General features: G+C 62.4%; 21 protein-coding genes. 9 read left to right on the forward strand and 12 right to left on the reverse strand.

Going from position 1 to position 21,035, the window contains the following annotated elements; translation table 11 throughout:
• Positions 1 to 24: 24 nt before the first annotated feature.
• From ACFHWW_RS31145 to ACFHWW_RS31170, 6 genes are all read right to left on the reverse strand, one after another.
• Positions 25 to 2,076 carry an ASKHA domain-containing protein gene (locus tag ACFHWW_RS31145; protein ID WP_379943099.1) on the reverse strand — a complete coding sequence of 684 codons (2,052 nt, stop codon included), beginning with the start codon at positions 2,074 to 2,076 and terminating at the stop codon, positions 25 to 27.
• 19 nt (positions 2,077 to 2,095) lie between these two features.
• Complete coding sequence (locus ACFHWW_RS31150; protein ID WP_018095276.1) at positions 2,096 to 2,434, reverse strand: hypothetical protein; 339 nt, start codon at positions 2,432 to 2,434, stop codon at positions 2,096 to 2,098.
• A gap of 2 nt (positions 2,435 to 2,436) precedes the next feature.
• Entirely contained in the window at positions 2,437 to 3,399 is a 963-nt protein-coding gene (locus ACFHWW_RS31155) for a methyltetrahydrofolate cobalamin methyltransferase (protein WP_100673765.1), read from the reverse strand.
• Positions 3,400 to 3,520: 121 nt separating this feature from the next.
• Positions 3,521 to 4,612, reverse strand: coding sequence for a methylenetetrahydrofolate reductase (locus ACFHWW_RS31160; protein ID WP_018095274.1), 1,092 nt, complete (start codon positions 4,610 to 4,612; stop codon positions 3,521 to 3,523).
• Positions 4,609 to 5,196 (reverse strand): methylenetetrahydrofolate reductase C-terminal domain-containing protein, encoded by a 588-nt coding sequence (locus tag ACFHWW_RS31165; protein ID WP_275597755.1) that lies wholly within the window; start codon positions 5,194 to 5,196, stop codon positions 4,609 to 4,611. The genes ACFHWW_RS31160 and ACFHWW_RS31165 overlap by 4 nt, the downstream gene beginning before the upstream one ends.
• The gene (locus ACFHWW_RS31170; protein ID WP_003530676.1) at positions 5,189 to 5,491 is read right to left on the reverse strand and encodes a virulence factor; all 303 of its coding nucleotides are present in this window, start codon (positions 5,489 to 5,491) and stop codon (positions 5,189 to 5,191) included. The genes ACFHWW_RS31165 and ACFHWW_RS31170 overlap by 8 nt, the downstream gene beginning before the upstream one ends.
• A gap of 305 nt (positions 5,492 to 5,796) precedes the next feature.
• Here ACFHWW_RS31170 and ACFHWW_RS31175 point away from each other — a divergent pair, with 305 nt between their 5' ends.
• On the forward strand, positions 5,797 to 6,249 hold the full coding sequence (locus tag ACFHWW_RS31175) for a BA14K family protein (protein WP_379943102.1): 453 nt from the start codon (positions 5,797 to 5,799) through the stop codon (positions 6,247 to 6,249).
• Positions 6,250 to 6,565: 316 nt separating this feature from the next.
• Here the strand turns inward: ACFHWW_RS31175 and ACFHWW_RS31180 are convergent, their stop codons facing one another.
• Positions 6,566 to 7,186 (reverse strand): DUF1638 domain-containing protein, encoded by a 621-nt coding sequence (locus ACFHWW_RS31180; protein WP_275597757.1) that lies wholly within the window; start codon positions 7,184 to 7,186, stop codon positions 6,566 to 6,568.
• A gap of 37 nt (positions 7,187 to 7,223) precedes the next feature.
• On the opposite strand from ACFHWW_RS31180, the gene ACFHWW_RS31185 reads away from it, so the two are divergent.
• Positions 7,224 to 7,382, forward strand: a complete 159-nt coding sequence (locus ACFHWW_RS31185; RefSeq protein ID WP_080636480.1) for an entericidin A/B family lipoprotein — start codon at positions 7,224 to 7,226, stop codon at positions 7,380 to 7,382.
• Between the two features lie 92 nt (positions 7,383 to 7,474).
• On the opposite strand, the gene ACFHWW_RS31190 is transcribed toward ACFHWW_RS31185, so the two are convergent.
• Positions 7,475 to 8,173, reverse strand: a complete 699-nt coding sequence (locus ACFHWW_RS31190) for a cobalamin-binding protein (protein WP_018095269.1) — start codon at positions 8,171 to 8,173, stop codon at positions 7,475 to 7,477.
• Positions 8,174 to 8,682: 509 nt separating this feature from the next.
• Here ACFHWW_RS31190 and ACFHWW_RS31195 point away from each other — a divergent pair.
• From ACFHWW_RS31195 to ACFHWW_RS31220, 6 genes are all read left to right on the forward strand, one after another.
• Positions 8,683 to 10,257, forward strand: coding sequence for a trimethylamine methyltransferase family protein (locus ACFHWW_RS31195; protein ID WP_379943105.1), 1,575 nt, complete (start codon positions 8,683 to 8,685; stop codon positions 10,255 to 10,257).
• Between the two features lie 107 nt (positions 10,258 to 10,364).
• The gene (locus tag ACFHWW_RS31200) at positions 10,365 to 11,069 is read left to right on the forward strand and encodes a ferredoxin (RefSeq protein WP_379943107.1); all 705 of its coding nucleotides are present in this window, start codon (positions 10,365 to 10,367) and stop codon (positions 11,067 to 11,069) included.
• A 73-nt stretch (positions 11,070 to 11,142) separates the two neighbouring features.
• The gene (locus tag ACFHWW_RS31205; RefSeq protein WP_379943109.1) at positions 11,143 to 11,895 is read left to right on the forward strand and encodes a phosphodiester glycosidase family protein; all 753 of its coding nucleotides are present in this window, start codon (positions 11,143 to 11,145) and stop codon (positions 11,893 to 11,895) included.
• A 78-nt stretch (positions 11,896 to 11,973) separates the two neighbouring features.
• Positions 11,974 to 12,609, forward strand: a complete 636-nt coding sequence (locus ACFHWW_RS31210) for a transcriptional regulator (protein ID WP_379943111.1) — start codon at positions 11,974 to 11,976, stop codon at positions 12,607 to 12,609.
• Positions 12,610 to 12,647: 38 nt separating this feature from the next.
• Positions 12,648 to 13,790 (forward strand): aminotransferase class I/II-fold pyridoxal phosphate-dependent enzyme, encoded by a 1,143-nt coding sequence (locus ACFHWW_RS31215; RefSeq protein WP_379943113.1) that lies wholly within the window; start codon positions 12,648 to 12,650, stop codon positions 13,788 to 13,790.
• 72 nt (positions 13,791 to 13,862) lie between these two features.
• Positions 13,863 to 15,914, forward strand: a complete 2,052-nt coding sequence (locus ACFHWW_RS31220) for an acyltransferase family protein (RefSeq protein ID WP_379943115.1) — start codon at positions 13,863 to 13,865, stop codon at positions 15,912 to 15,914.
• Positions 15,915 to 15,956: 42 nt separating this feature from the next.
• On the opposite strand, the gene bmt is transcribed toward ACFHWW_RS31220, so the two are convergent.
• Both bmt and ACFHWW_RS31230 read right to left on the reverse strand, forming a co-directional pair.
• Positions 15,957 to 16,970, reverse strand: coding sequence for a betaine--homocysteine S-methyltransferase (gene bmt / locus ACFHWW_RS31225; protein ID WP_338283518.1), 1,014 nt, complete (start codon positions 16,968 to 16,970; stop codon positions 15,957 to 15,959).
• A gap of 75 nt (positions 16,971 to 17,045) precedes the next feature.
• Positions 17,046 to 17,894 (reverse strand): LysR substrate-binding domain-containing protein, encoded by an 849-nt coding sequence (locus ACFHWW_RS31230; protein WP_275599855.1) that lies wholly within the window; start codon positions 17,892 to 17,894, stop codon positions 17,046 to 17,048.
• Positions 17,895 to 17,991: 97 nt separating this feature from the next.
• Here ACFHWW_RS31230 and ACFHWW_RS31235 point away from each other — a divergent pair, with 97 nt between their 5' ends.
• Positions 17,992 to 18,399, forward strand: a complete 408-nt coding sequence (locus tag ACFHWW_RS31235) for a tautomerase family protein (protein WP_338283520.1) — start codon at positions 17,992 to 17,994, stop codon at positions 18,397 to 18,399.
• 42 nt (positions 18,400 to 18,441) lie between these two features.
• Here ACFHWW_RS31235 and ACFHWW_RS31240 read toward each other — a convergent pair whose 3' ends face one another.
• Together ACFHWW_RS31240 and ACFHWW_RS31245 are read right to left on the reverse strand one after the other, a co-directional pair.
• Positions 18,442 to 19,488: a glycine betaine/L-proline ABC transporter ATP-binding protein gene (locus tag ACFHWW_RS31240; RefSeq protein ID WP_100673754.1), complete on the reverse strand. Its 1,047-nt coding sequence runs from the start codon at positions 19,486 to 19,488 to the stop codon at positions 18,442 to 18,444.
• 229 nt (positions 19,489 to 19,717) lie between these two features.
• Entirely contained in the window at positions 19,718 to 20,716 is a 999-nt protein-coding gene (locus tag ACFHWW_RS31245) for an ABC transporter substrate-binding protein (protein ID WP_338283521.1), read from the reverse strand.
• Between the last annotated feature and the right edge of the window lie 319 nt (positions 20,717 to 21,035).

The raw sequence follows: 21,035 nt of genomic DNA on the forward strand, positions 1-21,035 counted from the left end.
CGAAGCGGTGAGACGAGGCTGGGGCTACTCCCTGCTGCGTCGCCGTCTGCGACCGCCCCCTTCGCCACCGTCGTCAATCAGTGCCTTGCGCGCCGGCAGGGTAACCACTTCGGCGAGTTTCGGAAAGGCATCCACCTTGTTCGGCATCGCCATGGCGTTAACGAAATGCTCCTGAAACTTCGATTCAAGCGCCGTCTCTATCTTCTCGATTTTCCTCACTGTTTGCTCGATCTCGCGGCGGTGACCGCGATTGAGGAGCGCCATCAGCGCGCCTGTGCCGGCGGCATTGCCGACCGCCTTCACTTCGGTGAGGTCGCAATCGGGAATCAATCCGAGCACCATGGCATATTTCGGATCGATGAAGGAGCCGAAGGCACCGGCAAACCGGATCGTGTCGACGTGATCGACACCTTGTTTCTCCATGAGCAGCTTGATGCCGGCATAGAGCGCGGACTTGGCGAGCTGGATCGCTCGGATATCGTTCTGCGTCACGGTGATGCGCTGTTCGCCTTCGTGGAGCAGATAGGAGAAGGTGCGGCCGTTCGGGATGATGCGCGGGCTCTTTGCGACCATTGCGCCGTCGACGACGCCGTCCTGCGAAATGATGCCGGTGAGGTACATCTCCGCGACGACTTCAATGATCGCCGAGCCACAGATCCCTGTGACACCGACTGCCGCAGCGGCCTCGGCGAAACCTTCTTCATTCGACCATTTGTCGACGCCGATCACCCGGAACCGCGGCTCCAGCGTCTCGGGATCGATGCGAACGCGCTCGATCGCTCCGGGTGCGGCTCGTTGGCCGGAGGAGATCTCGGCCCCCTCGAAGGCCGGTCCGGTCGGCGATGAGGCGGCCACGACGCGCTCCCTGTTGCCGAGCACGATCTCGGCATTGGTGCCGACATCGACGAGCAGCATCATCTTATCCTGACGATGCGGCCCTTCGGAAAGCGTCGCACCCGCGGCGTCCGCTCCGACATGGCCGGCGATGCACGGGAGCATATAGAGGCGCGCGCCGCGATTGACCTCTATGTCGATTTCGTGCGCCCAATATTGCAGGGCGCCGGAGACGGCCAGTGCGAATGGCGCCTGGCCGAGCTCCGTCGGGTCGATCCCGAGGAACAGGTGATGCATGATCGGATTGGCGACGACGACCATGTCGAGAATGTCGCGGCGGTCGACCTCGCCCTCGGCGCAGACCTTGCCGATCAGGCCGTTCAACGCTTCGCGTACCGCTTTGGTCATCGCCTCGCGGCCATCCGGATTCATCATCACATAGGAGACGCGGCTCATCAGATCCTCACCGAAGCGGATCTGCGGATTCGATGTGCCGGAGGAGGCCACGATGCGTCCGGAGAGCAGCGATACGAGATGCATCGCAATCGTTGTCGAGCCAATGTCGCAGGCGACGCCATAGGCCTCGTTCTTCAGCCCCGGCCAGAGAGCGACAATGAAGGGACGCGAGGAGTCCATGTCGCGATGGATCGCCGCAGTCACTGCCCAATTGCCCTTGCGCAATATGCCTTGCACCTGGGGGATCAGGTGGGGGGCGATCAGAAGGTCCTTCCAACCCCAGTCTTTTTCCAGGACGACCTTCAACCGATCGAGATCGCCGAGCGGCTTATGCATGTCCGGTTCGTCGATCTCGACATAGCACAGTTGCACCGCCGCATTGCGCTCGATCACGCGGTCGGTTGCGGCCTTGCGCACCACCTGTGCGTTGATGACGGTGTCCTGCGGCACGTCGATGACGAGATCGCCGAGAATCTGGGCCGAGCAGGACAGCCGCCGCCCGTCAGGCAATTCGCGCACGCTCGCGTAACGCTGCTCCTTGGGACCAATCGGCGAGATATGGTCGTTGGACGAAACGATCTTGTGCTTGGCGAAATTGCCTTCCTGGACGGAAACCTGGCAACGTCCGCAGGTGGCGCGGCCGCCACAGACGCTTTCGACATAAACTCCAAGCGAACGTGCGGCATCGAGGATCGGCGTCCCGACGGGGAAACGGCCGCGTTTGCCGGAGGGCATGAAGAGCACCAGCGGATCGTTCTTTTCGTCCTTCGAGGGCACGTTCAACATTTTCTGTCTCGCCAGCAGTTTATTTCGCGAGCCGGCGGGCGTTTGCCCGCACGCGCTTGGCATAGGGCCGAACTGCGGCCGCCGCTATCCGGTTGTGCGCGGCGGCAGAGCCCGGCTTTCCGGCGGCAAGCGCCGCGGCCGCACCCATTCCTTCCTTCACCAGGGCGACATTGGCGGCGACGACGCTTTCGGCGACTGCCGCCATCTTTTCAGTCACCATCCGGCTTGCCTCGACATAGTCGGTTGCCGAGCCGGTGATAGCGGCTACGGCCATCGCCTGCGTACGCGCGGCTATGACCATGGGGGCCTGAAACCAGAGTGCCGCCAGGTCGCTTGCGAAGGAGTGGTGCCTGGCCATTTTTACTCCGCCCGTGCGACGCCGGCGCGCGCCGCGCGTCCGCCGCGCCGCCCGCCGGCACCCGCCGGTGCGGCCGCAGCAGCGACGGCCTGGCCGCCTTCGGCCGGCTTGTGGTCGCGATAGGTCATGATCCAGTTTGTGCAGTTCGGGTCGGTGCCGTTAAGCACGTTTGCGGCTCGAACCGCCTCCATCTCCTGCGGACGGCAGGGGTTCATGATGGCCGAGGTCATGCCGGCGCCGATCACCATGGGGATGAAGCCGGCATTGATGCCGTGGCGATGCGGCAGGCCGAAGGAGATGTTGGAGAGGCCGCAGGTGGTGTTGACCTTGAGCTCTTCGCGAAGGCGGCGAAGCAGCGCGAAAACCTGCTGGCCCGCAGATCCCAGTGCGCCGATCGGCATGACCAGCGGATCGACGACGATATCGTGCGGCTTGATGCCGTAATCGGCGGCGCGCTCGACGATCTTCTTGGCGACCGCGAAGCGGACGTCCGGGTCCATTGAAATGCCGGTCTCGTCATTGGAGATCGCCACCACCGGAACGTCGTATTTCTTGCAGAGCGGCAGGATCGCTTCGAGCTTCTCTTCCTCGCCGGTCACCGAGTTGACGAGCGGGCGGCCCTTTGCGACGCGCAGGCCGGCTTCGATGGCGGCAGTAACCGAACTGTCGATCGACAGCGGCACGTCGACGAGGCCCTGAACGATCTCCAGAGTCTTGACGAGGAGCGGCGGCTCGGTCTCGTTCGGGTCGACGGCCGTCACGCCTGCATTGACGTCGAGCATCGTCGCGCCGGCGGCAACCTGCTCCAGCGCATCCTTGATCACTGTGTCGAAGTTGCCCTCGATCATCTCGGCGGCGAGCTTCTTACGGCCGGTCGGATTGATGCGTTCGCCGATGACGCAGAAGGGCTGGTCGAAGCCGATGATGATCTCGCGGGTGGCGGAGGCGACGATGGTGCGGGTCATATGAGATCCTCTGAACCTTGAGCGTTGGCCTATGTAATAGGGCCGTTCTGTGTTTGTAAGGCGCTGGACGAGCAGGAGCGCCGGTTATCCTCTGCTAAAGCCGCCGACTCACGGCTTTATCTCAATGCGGGTGGTGCGCAGCGGCCTCGGCCATCTGCTGCTGATTTTCTTCTTTGCCTTCGCGGATATGTTCCAGCCGCTCCGCAACCAGCGCATCGGTCGGCGCGGCTTCGCGAGTCCAGGGTTTGCGGCCCCTCAGGACACCTGATTCATGGACGATTTCGGCAACATACTCTTCCTGGCGGTAGGCCATGACGTGGACGCCGGAAACGCCCTCGATCTCCTTCACCTCGTTCATGATGTCGATGCAGAGCTGCTTGCCTTCCTTTTTCTGGTCCTGGGCGCCCTCGAGCCGCTTGATGATGCTGTCCGGAATGTGGATGCCCGGAACATTGGAGCGGATCCAGCGGGCAGTCTTGGCGGATGCCATCGGCCCGACGCCCACCAGGATGTAGCACTTCTCGTGAAGACCGAGATCGCGCACCTTCTTCATGTATTCGCGAAACATCGGAACGTCGAAGCAATACTGGCTCTGCACGAACTGTGCGCCGGCCTCGATCTTCTTGGCGAGGCGATAGGGGCGGAAATCATAGGGCGGAGCGAAGGGGTTGATCGCTGCTCCGAGGAATACCTGAGGCGGCGTCGTCAGCTTGCGGCCCGAAAGAAACTTTGAATTGTCGCGCATGATGCGCACCGTCTCGAGCAGGGACATGCAGTCGAGATCGAAAACCGGCTTGGCCCCGGGCTGGTCGCCCGCCTGCACGCCGTCGCCAGTGAGGCACATGATGTTCTGGACACCCATGGCCGAGGCGCCGAGCACGTCACCCTGAATCGCGATGCGGTTCTTGTCGCGGCAGGCGATCTGCATGATCGGCGCATAGCCCATGCGCGTCAGGAGCGCGCAGATGCCGACGGATGACATGTGGCAGTTGGCGCCTGAAGCGTCGACCGCATTGATGCCGTCCACCCATCCGTCGAAGACTGCCGCTCGCTCGTAGACGTCCTGGGGATCGGCGCTGTCCGGCGGATTGAGTTCGGCGGTCACTGCGAACTCGCCGCGGCGCAGCACGCGCTCCAACCGCCCGCGCGAGGAATGGCCGGGCAGGGGATCGAGCGGTGCGCCGGGATCGTGGGGATTGATGTCCGGACTCATTGCTGCGGACCTTCCTTGTTCGCCGCTTCGCGGGCGGCCGCGGCCTCGGCCGTTACCCGCAACCAGGAAGAGGTTTCGCGCAGCGACTGGTTGACCGGCTTCTGCACGTTCATGATTGCATCACCCTTCACCATGTTCTGCGAGCCCTTCCACGCCTGCACCCAGACGCAGGGCATGTCGGGTTCGACTTCGCAATTGCCGTTTGCGCGTACGCCGCCGCAGGGGCCGTTCCTCAGTTGTTTCGGACAGTTCATGGGGCACGACATACCGGTTGAGGACAACGCGCACTGGCCGCACATGCGACAGTCGAAGAGGAAGCCCTTGACGTGACGCTCGACGAAGGTGACAGGCCTTTCAACCCGGTTGTAGCCGATTGCGTTCCAAAGCGGATGGAGAAGCAGGAACATGTCGGCGAAACGGTTGTAGAACCACTCGAGGAAACGCGAATTGCGCACGGCCCAGAGACGTACCGTGTATTTGTGGCGCGAGCGGCGGCTGGGCGACACACCCTGGGGCGTATAGGCGCCCGTCGCCGCCTTCCTGGCGGACTGGGCGTTGCCGGTCACGACCTTGGGGTCAGGCATTGTCCCGGCCTCCGGCCTTGACGAGTGCGACGAGGCGCTCCCGGTCATAGGCGGCTTCCAATTCCGCGGCCGCCCTGTCGGCTTCCGCCTCGAGGTCGTCGGATACCGGAACGGGATCGGCCTTGCGCCATTCGGCGAGGTAGTCGTCGGTCTCGGCGGCTCCGGTGCGCATGGCGCACATGTCGATCGCCTCGGTGAAACGCAGCGAGAGCTCGCGTTTGGCGGTCTTGCGGCCCTGCTTGATGATGACTTGCGCGGGGATATCGCGCCAGTAGACGATAATGCGGTCTGCCATCGGATTCCTGTTCTCCTATAGGGGCGACAATGCGCATGTCCACGCGCCGTGGCTCACCTTGCCACGACGTCCGATATGTCCAAAAACGACGCTGCACGATCGCGCATCCGAACCTTGCGTTCGCGGAGCGCACCGCTTGTGCCGGCACGGCGAAATGCCTGCCTTATCGGCGGCGACAAAGGACCGGGAATACGCGTGCACCGGCCTTCGGATGGTCCTTAAGAATATCATGAATCTTGCATTCACTGCGTGTTCACCTGGCCGGCGGCAAAAGCTCTGACCTATTCGAACAGATAGGTGTGGAGATGAAGAAGATTGGGATACTGTTCCTCGCGGCTGTGACGGCTTTCACCGCCTATGCGCCTGCGCAAGCTATGCCCTTCCCAACCGTTCCGGTGTCGCAGGCGAGCGACGTGCAGACGGTCGACCACCGCGGCTGGCATGGTCACCGACATCGCCCGCGGCACGGCTGGCGTCGGCACGGCCATCGTCACGGCTGGTATAACGGGCATCGCGGCTACAGCTACCGCCGCCACAGCGACGGCTGGTGGTATCCTCTGGGAGCCTTCGGTGCCGGCATGATCATTGGCGGCGCCATCGCCCAGCCGCGTTACGCAGAGCCACGCTATGCGGCGCCGGGACTGCCTTCCAGCCACGTCAACTGGTGCTATGACCGCTACCGCTCGTACCGCGCTGCGGACAATTCCTATCAGCCCTATGGTGGCCCAAGACAGCAGTGCTATTCGCCGTATTACTGATGTGTCGCGAGGCCGTCCGTCGGTAACGGGCGGCCTTAAAAGCGCGTCGCGCCGAAGTGTGGCTCAGTAACCCGAACTGCCGCCTCCCGAACTGCCCATGCTGCTGCCGCCGGAGTTGGTGGAACTGCTTCCGGCAGGGTTCATCGTGTTTCGGCTGGATTGATTTGTCATGCACCCGGCGAGTGTCAAAAGGGCAATCGCGGCTGCGAGTATCGTCGATCTGCGGGCCATTGTCTCTCTCCCATCGTGAATTGGATAGGACATGTGACGGCGCCCAACTATTCCCTCGGGCGGCACAAACGCCGGCTCAGAGGGATCAAATCTCGATCAGCGATGTCGTGAGATCGCCATAGCCGGTATAGCGGTACTCATATTCGAGCCCGAGAATATCGGCGGCGCGACGCGCCTTTTCCTGCAACACCGCGTCCTCCTGCTGGGAGAGATAGACGAGCTTGCGGTAGTGGCCGAAATACATGTCGCGCAGTTCCGGGTGCCGGTCGAGGCCGAGCGGCTCGATGACGAAGGCTTCGAACTGCCGGGCAAGGAAATCCGTCAGGAAGAAGGCTGTGATGTCATCGTCCCAGCGGGCTGCGAAATCCGTGTTTCCGGCAAAGAACGAGTAGCAATGCGGCCCCGGGATGCGCGTCACCCCTTCCTCTTCGCAGAGGCGGTCGATAAGCCCGCCGGTGCCGCAATCCGCATAGGCGATGAAGATGCGCTCGAAACCGTTGGCGCGCGCCCGGGTGATAGCCTCACGCAGGCCCGGAGTGATCTTTTCCGGCGTGTTGTGCCAGATGGCCGGCAGACAGTTGAGCTCGATGTGGTCGAGCCCGTTGGCCGCGCAGACGGCAAGAATTTCACGCGCGATCGCGCCGCAACCAATGACATGAACTTTCTTCGGTTGTGCACGTTCTCTTGCCGACGTTGCGTTTTCCATCTTTATTCCGCCTTGCATCAACAAAGGAATCACGGTCATGACGACAAAATCCATCGCGACCATCGGAGCCGTTTTGATAGCGCTGGCAACCCTGAGTTCCTGCGCAAACACGATCCGCGGCGTAGGACAGGATACTGCAAATGCAGTAAACGCGACACAGGGAGCCGGCCATCGGGTCGCCAGAGCCGCCAACTGACGGCCGGAGCGCAAGATCGACGCTTTTTCCGAAAACAAAAAAGCCGGCTGCTCGTTCACACGGGCAGCCGGCTTTTTCATGTCGGATTCGTCTCAGCCGGCTGCGAGCTGATTGTGCTTGCGCTTCATGTAGTCCTTGGCCGTCTCGACGGCGACGGCGGCATCGCGGCAATAGGCATCGGCCCCGACGGCCTTGCCAAATTCCTCGTTGAGCGGTGCACCGCCGACGAGGACGATGTATTCGTCGCGCAATCCCTTTTCTTTCATCGTGTCGATGACGACCTTCATATAGGGCATGGTCGTCGTGAGCAGGGCAGACATGCCGAGGATGTCCGGCTTCTCACGCTCGAGCGCTTCGAGGTAGTTCTCGACCGGATTGTTGATGCCTAGGTCGACGACGTCGAAGCCGGCGCCTTCCATCATCATGCCGACGAGGTTCTTGCCGATGTCGTGGATGTCGCCCTTGACCGTGCCGATCACCATCTTGCCGAGCTTCGGGGCACCGGTTTCAACAAGCAACGGGCGCAGGATGAACATGCCGGCCTTCATCGCATTGGCCGAAAGGAGCACTTCCGGGACGAAGAGAATGCCGTCGCGGAAATCGATGCCGACGATGCGCATGCCTTCGACCAGAGCCTGGGTCAGGACGTCGTAAGGCGTCCAGCCACGCTTGAGGAGGATGCGCGTCCCTTCCTCGATTTCCTCCTTGAGACCGTCATAGAGGTCGTCATGCATCTGCTGCACGAGTTCCTCGTCGGAAAGGTCCTCGAGAATGATTTCATCGTCTGCCATAGTTGGGTTCCTCGGTTCCTGGCACAGTCATTTCGCACGGGTGGCACGAGAGAGGGCGCAATCCGGACGCGTCGCCCAATCCTTAGCGGGCTATACCTAAAAATCTCTTGTTGAAAGCGACGTCGCATGTGATGAAAAACGACGGCGCCCGGCGTAAATGCTCCCACGCGACGGCGGCGGCATTATTCCGCGGTTCGGAATCTGCCGCCTGCAAAATTATACAGCACTTCAAGGCGTTAGAGTGGCGCTTGCGCGGTGCCGATCTGAAGCAGCCGAAAGACGACTGCAATGGCAGCGACCGCAGACCGAGTGTCTAAGATGCGCCAGCCGTTGGCGCATTAAGACCCGTACCGGTCCGGCGCCTTGGTAGCATTAGGTCAAATCGACTACCGGATGCATATGCCCGCCGCTGGATCAGCCTCGCGAAAGGGGTATGCACCCACCCATCAAAGTGTTGCGGCGTTCATCGCGCATGATGCGCGGGGCACCGCGGGAAGAGGAATGAGCGAATGAGCGACGTTACAGAACAAGGTGCGGCCGAAGGCGGCGGACGCCGCGCGCGTGGCGAGGGGCGGGGAGCGGCAGCGCGTCGCGCTTCCCGCACCGGCGGTGGCCCGGGACCGTCTCTGCCCTATATCCAGCGCAGGATTCGCGAATACGAAGTTCTTGACGAGGAAGGGCTGCAGCTCATCGAACGCAACGCCGAGGTCGTTCTCGAAGAGATCGGCATCGAGTTTCGCGATGATGCCGAAGCGCTCGATCTGTGGAAGGCCGCTGGTGCCGACGTGCGCGGTCAACGCGTGCATTTCCCGAAGGGACTTTGCCGCGAGCTCTTGAAGACGGCGCCGAAGGATTTTACCTGGCACGCGCGCAACCCGGAGCGCAGCGCTCAGATCGGCGGCAAGGCGACCGTCTTCGCGCCGGTTTACGGTCCGCCCTTCGTGCGCGATCTCGACGGCAACCGCCGCTATGCGACGATCGAGGATTTCCGCAACTTCGTGAAGCTCGCCTATATGGCGCCGTCGATGCACTCTTCGGGCGGCACGGTATGCGAACCGGTCGACATCGCCGTGAACAAGCGCCACCTCGATATGGTCTATAGCCATATCCGCTATTCCGACAAACCCTTCATGGGATCGGTCACCGCGCCCGAGCGCGCCGAAGACACGGTCGCAATGGCGAAGATCCTTTTCGGCGACGATTTCGTCGAGAACAATGCGGTGACGTTGAACCTCATCAACGCGAACTCGCCGATGGTCTTCGACGAGACGATGCTCGGTGCCGCGAAGGTCTATGCCCGCCATAACCAGGCTTGCGTCGTTTCGCCCTTCATCCTGTCGGGCGCGATGAGTCCGGTCACGGTCGCCGGCACACTGACGCAGATCCTCGCCGAAGTGCTCGCAGGTGCGGCCTTTACCCAGCTCATCCGCAAGGGCGCGCCGGTGCTGTTCGGCACCTTCGCCGCATCGATTTCGATGCAGTCGGGCGCGCCGACCTTCGGCACGCCGGAGCCGTCGCTCGTCTCCTACGGCGCTGCTCAGCTGGCTCGCCGCCTCGGCCTGCCGTTCCGTACCGGCGGCTCGCTCTGCGGCTCGAAGGTTCCGGATGCGCAGGCCGCACATGAATCGGCAAATACGCTGAACATGACGCTGCTTGCCGGCACCAACTTCGTGCTGCACGCAGCCGGCTGGCTCGAGGGCGGTCTCGTCTCGTCCTACGAGAAGTTCATGATCGACCAGGATCAGCTCGGCATGATGCAGAAGATGGCCGAGGGCGTGGACCTTTCCGAAGACGCGCAGGCGCTCGACGCCATCCGCGAAGTCGGCCCCGGCAGCCACTATCTCGGCTGTGCACACACGCAGGCGAACTTCCAGAGCGCCTTTTATCGCTCGCCGCTCGCCGACAACAACTCCTTCGAGCAGTGGGAGATCGAGGGCGAGAAGCGGATCGAACAGCGCGCCAACGCGCTCGCCCGCTCGTGGCTCGAAAACTATGAGGCGCCCTATCTCGACCTGGCAATCGACGAGGCGCTGAAGGAATTCATCGCCAAGCGGAAGGACTCGATGCCCGACGCCTTCACCTGAAAGGCTCCCGAGCGAGCCAGGGAGCAAGGCGGCGCGGCGCAGGTGGCCGATATGATACAGAAAGAGGTCTGGCGCCCGCATTATGAAACTCAAGGGCCGAAACCGAAATGACGGCTCCTTACGCATCGGAAAGCGATGTGCTTGAAACCATCCGTGCGGCGCTTGCGCCGCACGGTCTTTTTTTGCGCGGAACCGTGAACTTCGCACCGGGCGAGGGGGCGCCGACGCTCGAAGGAGGCAAGTCCGCGGCGAGCGTGGTGCTGATCGGCAATGTCGGCGGCTCGGTCTGGGAGTCCTTCAGTCGGTGGCGCGAAGGCGAACCGGACGGCGGCGGTGCGGAGCCGCTCGACAAGTGGTCGAAGCAGGTCATCCGCCCGGCGGCTGCGGCAGCAGGCGCCTCGGCGTATTTTCCATCCGATCCCCCTTGGCAGCCCTTCCAGCAATGGGCAATGCGTGCCGAGGGGCTGAAGCCGTCGCCGCTCGGCATCCTCATTCATCCGCGCTACGGCCTATGGCACGGCTATCGCGGCGCGCTGGGCTTCGATCGAGCCATGCCGGTGACGGGCGAGCCGGCGGGTGGCCACCCCTGCGAACGCTGTATTGGACGGCCCTGCCTTTCTGGCTGCCCGGCGGACGCCTTGGCAGGCGCTGCGTTCGATATGGGGCGCTGTCGCGCGCATCTGAGAACCGGAGAAGGGGTGACCGGCTGCCTTGCTCACGGCTGTCTGTCCCGCGATGCCTGTCCGGTGGGGGGCGGCTATCGCTATCCGGCGGGGCAATTGCGTTTCCATATGGCGGCGATCGAGCTTTAATCAGCGCGCGCCCGCATAAATCCGCTGCAATCCATGCGATGCTACGTCGTATGATTCCCTCCGGGTCTGTTCGATGCCGCTGTTTACAAGAGCCTTCATCGCCGGCGCCGCCCTTCTATCCGCCGGTCTCGCTGCACCCGCATTCGGTGCCTGTCGCGATGTTCTCCATCTCGGCGAAACCTACCTCGCCTGCAGCTTCGACCCGTCGACGAGCGACATAAGGCTCTACAACAAGGATCAGACGGGCGTGCCGTTCAGATCTTTCAGGGCGCTGTCGCTCGAACTTCGTCGTCGCGAACAGTATCTCGTCTTCGCGATGAACGGCGGCATGTACCACGAGGACCTCGCTCCGGTCGGGCTGCATGTGGAGAAGGGTGCGGAGCTGGCGCCGCTCAATAGAAATCCGGGTTGGGGCAACTTTCACATGCTGCCGAACGGCGTCTTTTATGTCGGCGATGGCAAGGCCGGGGTCATGGCGGCGGAGGCCTATCGCCTTGCCGGCATCGAGCCGCGTTTCGCAACGCAATCCGGTCCGATGCTCGTCATCGATGGTGCGCTGCATCCCCGTTTCCTGCCGGATAGCGACAGCCTCAAGACCCGCAATGGCGTCGGGGTGACGAACAGCGGGGAGGTGGTCTTCGCCGTGTCGAAACGGCCGGTGCGCTTTCACGATTTCGCGACCTTGTTTCGCGACGCGCTCGATTGCCCGAATGCGCTCTTTCTCGACGGAACGATCTCAAGCCTTTATGCGCCGGAGATCAATCGGCACGACCGGCTGTTTCCGCTCGGCCCGATCATCGCTGTCGTCGCGACGTTTCCACGCTGACTTCTCGATCCGCAGATCCGTGATGATGTATAATAAGTCTAATGTTGACAAAACGTATAAATCGTTTCAGATGCATGCATGAATACAGATCCGGGCCTTCCCACCTGTCTTGCTATGCACGCGCCCTCGGCCGCGGCGATAAGCGCGTTGCTTTACCCGCATGCGGAGGTCGTTCTGCACGATCTGTCCACCGGCAAGATTGCGGCTCTCTGGAACGCCTTTTCCGGTCGCACCGCGGCGACCGACTCCCTCATCGAGGATGGCCTGGACGGCATGGCTGAGGGCGCCTGCGTGCTCGGCCCTTATGAGAAGACGGGTGCGGACGGACGGCGGCTGAAATCGGTCTCGGCGGTGCTTCGCAATAATGAGGGACATGCCGTCGGGCTGCTCTGCATCAATCTCGATGTCTCACGAATCGACGACGCCGTGAGGCTGCTCGCGGCCTTTGCCGGCACGCCGGAACCACGGCCGCCGGCATTGTTTTCGCGCGACTGGCGCGAGGAGATCAATGCAGCGCTGCACGCTTGGCTAAAGGTGAGAGGCCTTGCGCTTTCCGCCTTGAAGCGCCCGGATCGCGTGGCACTGGTTGCGGCACTCGAAGAGCAGGGGCTCTTCAAGACCCGCAATGCGGTCGATCATCTGGCGAGCCTGATCGGCACCTCGCGCGCATCCATCTACAACTACCTTTCGGCCGCGCGCGAAGGCGCCGCCTGAATCAGCAGCGAGCCTCGCGTTCAAAGGGAAGAACGACCATGACGACTTTGCCGGCCTTTCGCCTCGAGACGCATTTCTCGCGCTGGGAGTTCACGGCGCGCCACCACATGACCGCGAGCGACAGCGAAACCATGTCGATGGCGGAGCTGCTTTCCTGCGCCGACGACGCCGATCGCGACGCGTGGGAGCGGCTGACGCTCGGCTATACCGAGACCCATGGCGCTCCAGCGCTCCGCAAGGCGATCGCCGCGACCTATGAGGGGCTCGAGCCGGAAGATATCCTCTGCTTCGCCGGTGCCGAGGAAGGGCTCTACTGTGCCATGCTGGCTGCGCTCGGTCCCGAGGACCATGCCATCGTCACCGTGCCCAATTACCAATCGATGGAAACGCTTCCGGTCACACTCGCCGCGTCGGTGAGCGGCGTTGCACTCCGTCCCGAGAACAATTGGCAGATCGATATCGCCGATGTCCGGGCGGCGTTGCAGCCGAATACGAAGCTGATCGCGGTCAATTTCCCCAATAACCCGACGGGCGCTGTCGCCGAGCCGTCGGTCTTTCGCGCGCTCGCGGCGCTCTGCGCCGAGCGCGGCATTCATCTTTTCAGCGATGAGGTCTATCGAGGACTGGAGCGCGATGAGGAGAAGCGCCTGCCGCAGGCGGCCGAACTCTTCGATCGCGGTATTTCGCTCAACGTCATGTCCAAGGCCTATGGCCTTCCAGGCCTTCGGATCGGCTGGATCGCCTGCCGCGATCGCGCGCTTCTCCAGCGCATGGAAGGCATGAAGCACTACCTCTCCATCTGCAACTCCCGGCCATCGGAGGTACTGGCGACGATCGCGCTGAAATCGCGCCATCGGATACTTGAACGCAATCGCGCGCTCTGCACGCGAAATCTCGAGAAACTCGGAGCCTTCTTCGCCGAGTTCGCAGATCTCTACGAGTGGCAGGCGCCGGACGGCGGCTGCGTCGGCTTCGCCCGCTATCACGGGGCAGACGGCGTGGAGGAACATTGCCGGCGGCTTGTCGAGGAATCAGGCGTGCTGTTGCTTCCTTCGAGCCTTTTCGTCTCCGATCTGCTGCCGGTCCCGCAGGATCGCTTCCGCGTCGGGTTCGGCCGCAGGAACATCGAAGAGGGGCTCGAAGCCTGGCGCCATCACCTGCTGCGGGCGCCCGTGAGGTGATCGGCGGCGTGGCGCCGGCCGATTGACCGTGTTAACGATGCGCCAACCTCATGGAAGTACCTGCCTCGCATTATGCATTATAGACCCGAGATCGACGGGCTGCGCGCCGTCGCCGTAATACCCGTCCTGCTGTTTCATGCCGGTTTCGGCTTTATCTCTGGCGGTTTCGCGGGAGTCGACGTTTTCTTCGTGATCAGCGGCTTTCTGATCACGAGCCTCATTCACCAGGAGATCCGCAGCGGCGCATTCAGCGTCGTCGCTTTCTATGAGCGGCGTGCACGACGCCTCGCGCCAGCGCTTCTGTTCGTCTGTGTGGCCTCTATTCCCTTCGCGCTCATGTGGATGCTGCCGAAGGAATTGAATGAATTCGGCAAGAGCCTCTACGCGGCGAACTTGTTCGCGGCCAATTTCTTGTTCTGGGACCAGACGAACTATTTCACGCCCGACACCGATCTCATGCCGCTGCTTCACACCTGGTCCCTTGCGGTCGAGGAGCAGTTTTACATCGTCTTTCCCCTACTTCTGCTTTCGCTGCGCCGCCTGTCGGAGGCGACCGGGCTCAAGGTGATCGTCGCGGCGACGGTTCTGAGCTTCGGCGCGACCCAGCTTTTCGCGCGCATCGATCCGGCGGCAAACTTCTATCTCCTGCCCAGTCGCTTTTGGGAACTAGGCCTCGGTGCCGCCGTCGCTCTCTCGGGTGTTTCAAATCGTGAATTCTCCAGATCCGTCCGCGAGTGCTTCGCCTGGGCTGGGCTTATCCTCATCGCTGCAAGCTATCTCTCGACAACCGACACGCAACATTATCCGGGCTGGGCGACCGTTCCAGTCGTCGCCGGTACGGCCCTTGTTCTCGCTTTCGCTCGCGGCGGCACGCTGATCGGCAGGTGCCTCTCGGCCCGCCCGCTCGTTGCGATCGGCCTCTGCAGCTACAGCCTCTATCTCTGGCATCAGCCGGTATTCGCATTTGCGCGGCTGCGCACGAGTGACGGAGTGACGCCTGCGGGCTACGCCGGCCTCATCGTGCTCTGCTTCGGTCTCGCCTACCTCAGCTGGCGCTACGTCGAAGGTCCCTTTCGCAATCGTGCCCGTCTCGGGCGGAAGGCGATCTTCGCAACGGTCGCGGCGGTGGGGTCCATGGCCGTTGCGACTGGCCTGGTGCTCGACGGCAGCGACGGTCTCGCGTCCGGGAATGCCGAGCTTGCCCGCCTCACCAAGCCGAGCGTCGGCATAGGGAAGGATTGCAATGCGGTTGTCGACCTGAAATGCGGCACAAGCAGCGAACCGGTCATTGCCGTCTGGGGAGACTCCTTTGCCAGGCACCTCGTCGATGGCATTCTGGCCTCCGAACCGGGCGCACGGCTTGTACAACTGACGAACAACAATTGCGGTCCGCTCGCCGGCCTCGCCCCGATCAAGGCCAAGTTCGAGCCCGCTTGGCCGCAGGAGTGCATCGAGCACAACAGGGAGGTGCAGCGCTTCCTTCTGGCGCACAAGTCGATCCGCTATGTCGTGTTGTCCTCGCCGCTGAATCAGTATCTGGAGGAAGAGACGATGCTTCTCGACGGTAAGGGAGTGGTGCCGTCGGACGCTCGGACCGTGACCGGCAGTTATCGGGCAAGCCTCGCATGGTTACGGCAGAATGGCTTTCGGCCGGTCGTCATCGCGCCGCCGCCGCAGGATGGGCGCGATACCGGCCTTTGCGTCGCGCGAGCCCGACTGCTTGGAACCTCCGCCGATGACTGCGGGGCGTCACTTGCGAATGTCCGGACCCACGACCGTGACGTACTCTCGATTCTGGCGGACATCGCCAGCGACTATCCGGTCGTGAGCTTCACCGATTATCTCTGCGGCGGGGGCCGCTGCAGAACCGAGGACAGGGGAGTGGCGCTTTTCGAAGACCATGGGCATTTTTCCGAAGAGGGATCCCGTCATCTCGGTGCCGCGCTTCAGTTCTACCCGGCATTTGCCAGTGCTGCGGAATATGGCTGCTCCACGGAGCGCGGTCGGCTCGGGGCACCTTTGCGCGGGATTTGCGATCTCGGCGAAAATGTCGCTTTGGTGAGCGCCAGCGCGAGCGACGCCCCGCCGGCGCAAATGCGCACTCACCCTGGTCCCGTAGAATAGGATAGCTCCGGCTTTGCCGCCGGAGCTTCCGCAGGCATGACCTTAGGCGCGCCGACGGCGCTCTCGGGCCGGGGCGGCGGGACCTTCATTTGCCGATTTGTTCCGCAACGGACCGATTTTCTCGACGATCGTATCGAGCGTGGGGCGTTCACCCCTGGTGTGATTGTCGATCGCGAGCCGCATCGCGGCCAGATGGTTGCAGGAGGTGCCGCAACAGCCGCCGATGATCCTGGCGCCGGCGTCGACGGCCAACCGGGCATATTCGGCCATCAGCGGCGGAGTGCCGGAATAGTGGATCTCCGAGCCGCGGAATTCGGGAATACCGCAATTGCCCTTGACGATGATTGTCGCCTCCGGGCTGGCAGCCGTCATGTCGAGCAGCGAGGAAAGAATGTCGGACGCCCCGACGCCGCAGTTCGCGCCGACGGCAACCGGACCGTCGCCGATATCGGCGGCGACGCCGTGAATGTCTTTCGGGTGCAGGCCCATCATCGTCTTGCCGGCGGTGTCGAAGGAACCGGTGTAGACATAGGGAAGGCCGACCTTCGCCGCGGCTTCGGCGGCCGCACGAATTTCGTCCGGAGAGGACATGGTCTCGATCCAGGCGACCTCCGCGCCGCCGGCTTTCAGGCCCTCGATCTGTTCGACGAAGGCCGCGACCGCGTCTTCATAGGAGAGGGCGCCGAGCGGGATCAGCAGCTCGCCCGTTGGGCCGACGGATCCGGCCGTAATGACCTTTCGCGGCGCCTGGTCGGCCACCGCGCGCGCGATCTCTGCGGCCCGCTTGTTGAGCTGGTAGACCCGGTCTTCGGCCTGATGAAGCTTCAGTCGGTGGCGTGTGCCGCCAAAGGAATTGGTGAGAATGATGTCGGCGCCGGCATCCACGAAGTCCTGATGCAGCTTGGTGATGTTTTCCGGTTTCGTCTCGTTCCACATCTCCGGTGCCTCGCCCGCTTCGAGCCCCATGGCGAAGAGCGACGTGCCTGTGGCGCCATCGGCAAGCAGGACGCCCTTCTGGGCGAGGAGATCGGAAAGGGCATGGACTGCAACGGACATCGGATTTTCCCGGCTGAATGGAACTGCAATAAGATATAAAGATATCTTTATGTGTTGGCAACAGAATTGCGCCGATCAGCGCGGCAATTCGTTCGCAAGCAGCGCAGCTAGATCGGTTGCGGGCTTCTCTGCCCGGGCGCGCAGACGCAGGCTGAATTCCGCCGGAGGCAGGGATGGCAAGCCGAGATGGGCAGGAGCGCGCTCGATGCCGGTGCCGAGAAATCTTTCCGTCCGGGTCGTAACGGCGATGCCGCTCAAGACGGCGGCGCGCAGGCCCGACAGGCTGGGGCTCGTTGCCGCGATCCGAAAGCGGCGGCCGGTTCTCTCGAGGGACGATATGGCGGCGGCGCGGAAGCCGCAAGGTGGGTCGAGCACGGCGAGGGGGAGCTCCTCTTCTTCCGTTGCCAAACCTCTGTCGGAGCCGAGCCAAAGCATCTGTTCGCGGAGCACGAGCAATTCGTCATCTGCAGCCGCCTGTCGCATGGCAAGAAGAATGTCGATCTGGTTCTGATCGAAGGCGGCCGTCAATTCTTTCGACCGCCCGATCCTCAAATCCAGGCGAATGCGTGGATGGGAACGCGCGAAGCGGCGCAGCAGTCCGGGCAGCATCGTATCGGCAAAGTCCTGAGTGCTGCCGAGGGAGATCCGTCCATCGGCGCGCGCGCCCCTGAGGCTGAGCCAGGCGTCGCGATGCGCATCCAAAATACGCCGGGCATGGGCGGCGAGCTCCTCTCCCACGGGCGTGAGCACGCGTCCGCGTCCGGCGGGCGCAAGAAGGCGCTCGCCGATCAATGCTTCCAGACGCTGCATTTGTGCCGTCACGGCGGAGGGCGAACGGTTGACGGCGGTTGCCGCTCTTGCAAGCGAGCCGCCCTCGGCGAAGGCGAGAAAAGTGCGCAGCAGCTCGGGATCGATCGGATTCATACTTCAATTTTACAGAAGTGTATCTGCAAAACAATTCGATTTTTTTGATGTGGCGACGATGGCAAATTGACGAGGTGTTTCGAAGAAAGGAACTGTGATGCCCATCATCAACATCAGCGTTACCGGACAGCCGGAGCCGGAGCTTTCGGCGAAAATAGCGGCAAAGGTAAGCGACCTCACACAGTCGCATCTTCGCAAGGACCCCTCGGTGACGGCGGTCGTCGTCAGCTATGTCGATCCGCGGCATTGGTTCGCGGGCGGAAAGTCGCTCGCCTCGCAGCAGACCAGCAGTTTCTGGCTCGACATCAAGGTTGTCGACGGCACCAATACGAAGCAGGAACTTGGTGCCTATGTCGAAGCGATCTTTGCGGCCTTCGAGGATATTCTCGGGATGGTCCATCCCGAAAGCTACGTGCTCGTGCATGAGGTACCGGCGGCTGCCTATGGCTATGGAGGCAAGACACAGGAGTTCCGGTACATCAGCGGAAGGCTGGGGGTCACTTGACTTTCCGCTGTTGAGGGCGCCCATGGGCGCCCTCAAAGCCAATCAAGCCGCCTGCCGGTCGGTATGCTGCACGGGCGTCACCATGGCGGAGATGATCATCTGCAGGTCGATTGCACCGATCGGGCGACCGTTGGCGTCGACGACATGGGCGTTGCTTATTTGCGCGCCGGTCATGGTGCGAGCGGCCGCTTCGAGCACGGTGCCTACGGCGAGCGGCAGGCCTTCCGGGTTTCCGGAGAGCGGCCGCATGATCGTCTCCACGTTGACCACCCGCCCGCGGTTCACTTCCTTCACAAAGGCCGTGATGTAGTCGTCGGCTGGCGAGAGCACGATTTCCTGGCCGGTTCCCTGCTGCACGACGCGACCGTCGCGCAGGATGGCGATCTTGTCGCCGAGCCTCAGGGCCTCGTCGAGATCGTGGGTAATGAAGACCACCGTCTTCTTCAATTCCTTCTGCAGTTCGAGCAGGACCGACTGCATGTCGACGCGTATCAGCGGATCGAGTGCCGAATAGGCCTCGTCCATCAGCAGGATGTCGGCGTCGTTCGTAAGCGCGCGGGCAAGGCCGACGCGCTGCTGCATGCCGCCGGAAAGCTGGTTCGGATAGTGCTGCTCGAAGCCTTGAAGGCCGACGCGCTCGATCCAGCCAAGCGCACGCTTTTCGCTCTCGCGCCGATCGATACCCTGTATCTCAAGACCGTAGATGGTGTTTTCGAGAACCGTGCGATGCGGCAGCAGTGCGAACTTCTGGAAGACCATCGCCGTCTTGTGACGGCGGAACGCGCGAAGGTCGTTCTCGTTCATCTTGCAGACGTCGACGCCGTCGTAGAGGACTTCGCCCGAGGTCGGATCGATCAGCCGGTTGATGTGCCGGATCAGCGTCGATTTGCCGGACCCCGAGAGCCCCATCACGACCGTTATGCAGCCGCCCGGCATGGAAATGTTGATGTCCTGCAGTCCGAGCACGTGGCCGTGCTTTTCGTTGAGTTCGGCCTTACCCATCCCGTTCTCGACGAGTTTGACGTAATCCTCTCCGCGCGGGCCGAAAATCTTGTAGAGGTTCTTCACCTCGATTGCGTGACTAGCCATGGACAACCTTTCCCCTTCTCTTGGCTTGGAGCTTTTACGCCGACTGCGTTTTCGCGGCGCTTCCCGCTCCTTGCATCAGAACTGTGACAGCGGAACACGCCGACCGCTTTACTGTTTGCGACGCAGGCGCGGCTCGTGCGTCGCGCATCAGGCAGCCGCATCCTCGAAGGGGCGCTGGAATCGATCATCTTCACGATTTCGCGCCGATCCGACCGAAGATCACAGTGATCTAGAGCGCGGCCTTCACCTTTTCGGCGACCTCCGGGCCTACCCACTGCGTCCATATCTCCTGGAAGTTTTCGAGGAAGTAGCGGGCGGCGCTTTCGTTCGTCCCCTGGTTCTGATCCATCCAAGCCAGAATTTTGTTTACCGTCGCGTTTTCCCATTGCCGCGCCTGGACGTAGTCCATGGCGCTGCCTGCTCGATCGGCAAAGGACTTGGTCACCACGGTATAGACGTCCGAGACCGGATAGGAGTTTACCTTTGGGGTCGGGCAATTCGGGGCGGCAGTGCAGGAGTCCCATTCCGCCTTGTCGTGATCCACGCCGAAAGACAGCAAGGTCATCTCGTACTTGCCGAGCAAGGCGGTCGGAGCCCAATAATAGCCGAGCCAGCCGGTCTTCTTCTCGAATGCATCGGCGATCGACGCGTCAAGCCCGGCAGCGGAACCGGGATCGATCAGCTGGAAGCCGGCCTTGTCCGCTTCGAGAGCCTTGTAGAGGTTGGCGGTGGAGAACCGGCAATTCCATGTTGAAGGACAATTGTGGACCGCTCCCTTTGCGGGGTTCTCGTGAGAAGGGAAGAGTTCCGGGTGCTTCAACGCGTCCTGCACCGTTCGAATGTCCGGGTGCGCGTCGGCGATGAACTTCGGAATCCACCAGCCCTCGACCCCACCTTCGCTCAAGATCCTGGCGCCTTCGACGAGGCGGCCCTCCTTGATTGCGGCATCGAAGGGCGTGCGTACGGAGTTGATCCACAGCTCCGGCACCAGGTCGGGCTCCGCCTTCTCGTTCATCGAGGTGAAGGTCAGCATCGTGTCGCCAGCGACGAGCTTCACACTGCATCCATAGCCGTTTTCCAGAATGAACTTGTCCACGTGAGCCGCGACGCCCGCCGAGGCCCAGTCCATCTCGGCGATGCTGACGCCGCCGCATTCGGCAGCCCCGGAAGGGCCTGCCAGAGACCATATGCCCGCCGTGAGGATGAGGGTAGCAAGGAGTTTTTTCATGTCCGTCGACACCTTCACGTCACTGCGGCCACGCATGGTGGATGGAGCGCCGCCTAACCGCTCCCGCGCTGAAGCTGCCGGCCCACTTCGTTGTCATTGCGGCAAGCCTAAGTGTTCGCGTCGAGAAATCAACCTTTTCGATCCGGCGCCGGTCGCCGGCGGCATATTGCGCCGCGACGAGCTCGCGGTACCGAGGACGCGAACGGCGAAATCGCCGAAATTCACCTTTGGTTAAGGCCTCAATAACGATCCGGTAAGGTTGTGGGGATAATTGTCTGCCTGCGGCGGGCGACTGCCGCAGGTCCGGATCAGGTAGTGC

It is taken from the genome of Sinorhizobium sp. P24N7 (genome assembly GCF_042436655.1).
Taxonomy (GTDB): domain Bacteria; phylum Pseudomonadota; class Alphaproteobacteria; order Rhizobiales; family Rhizobiaceae; genus Sinorhizobium; species Sinorhizobium meliloti_A.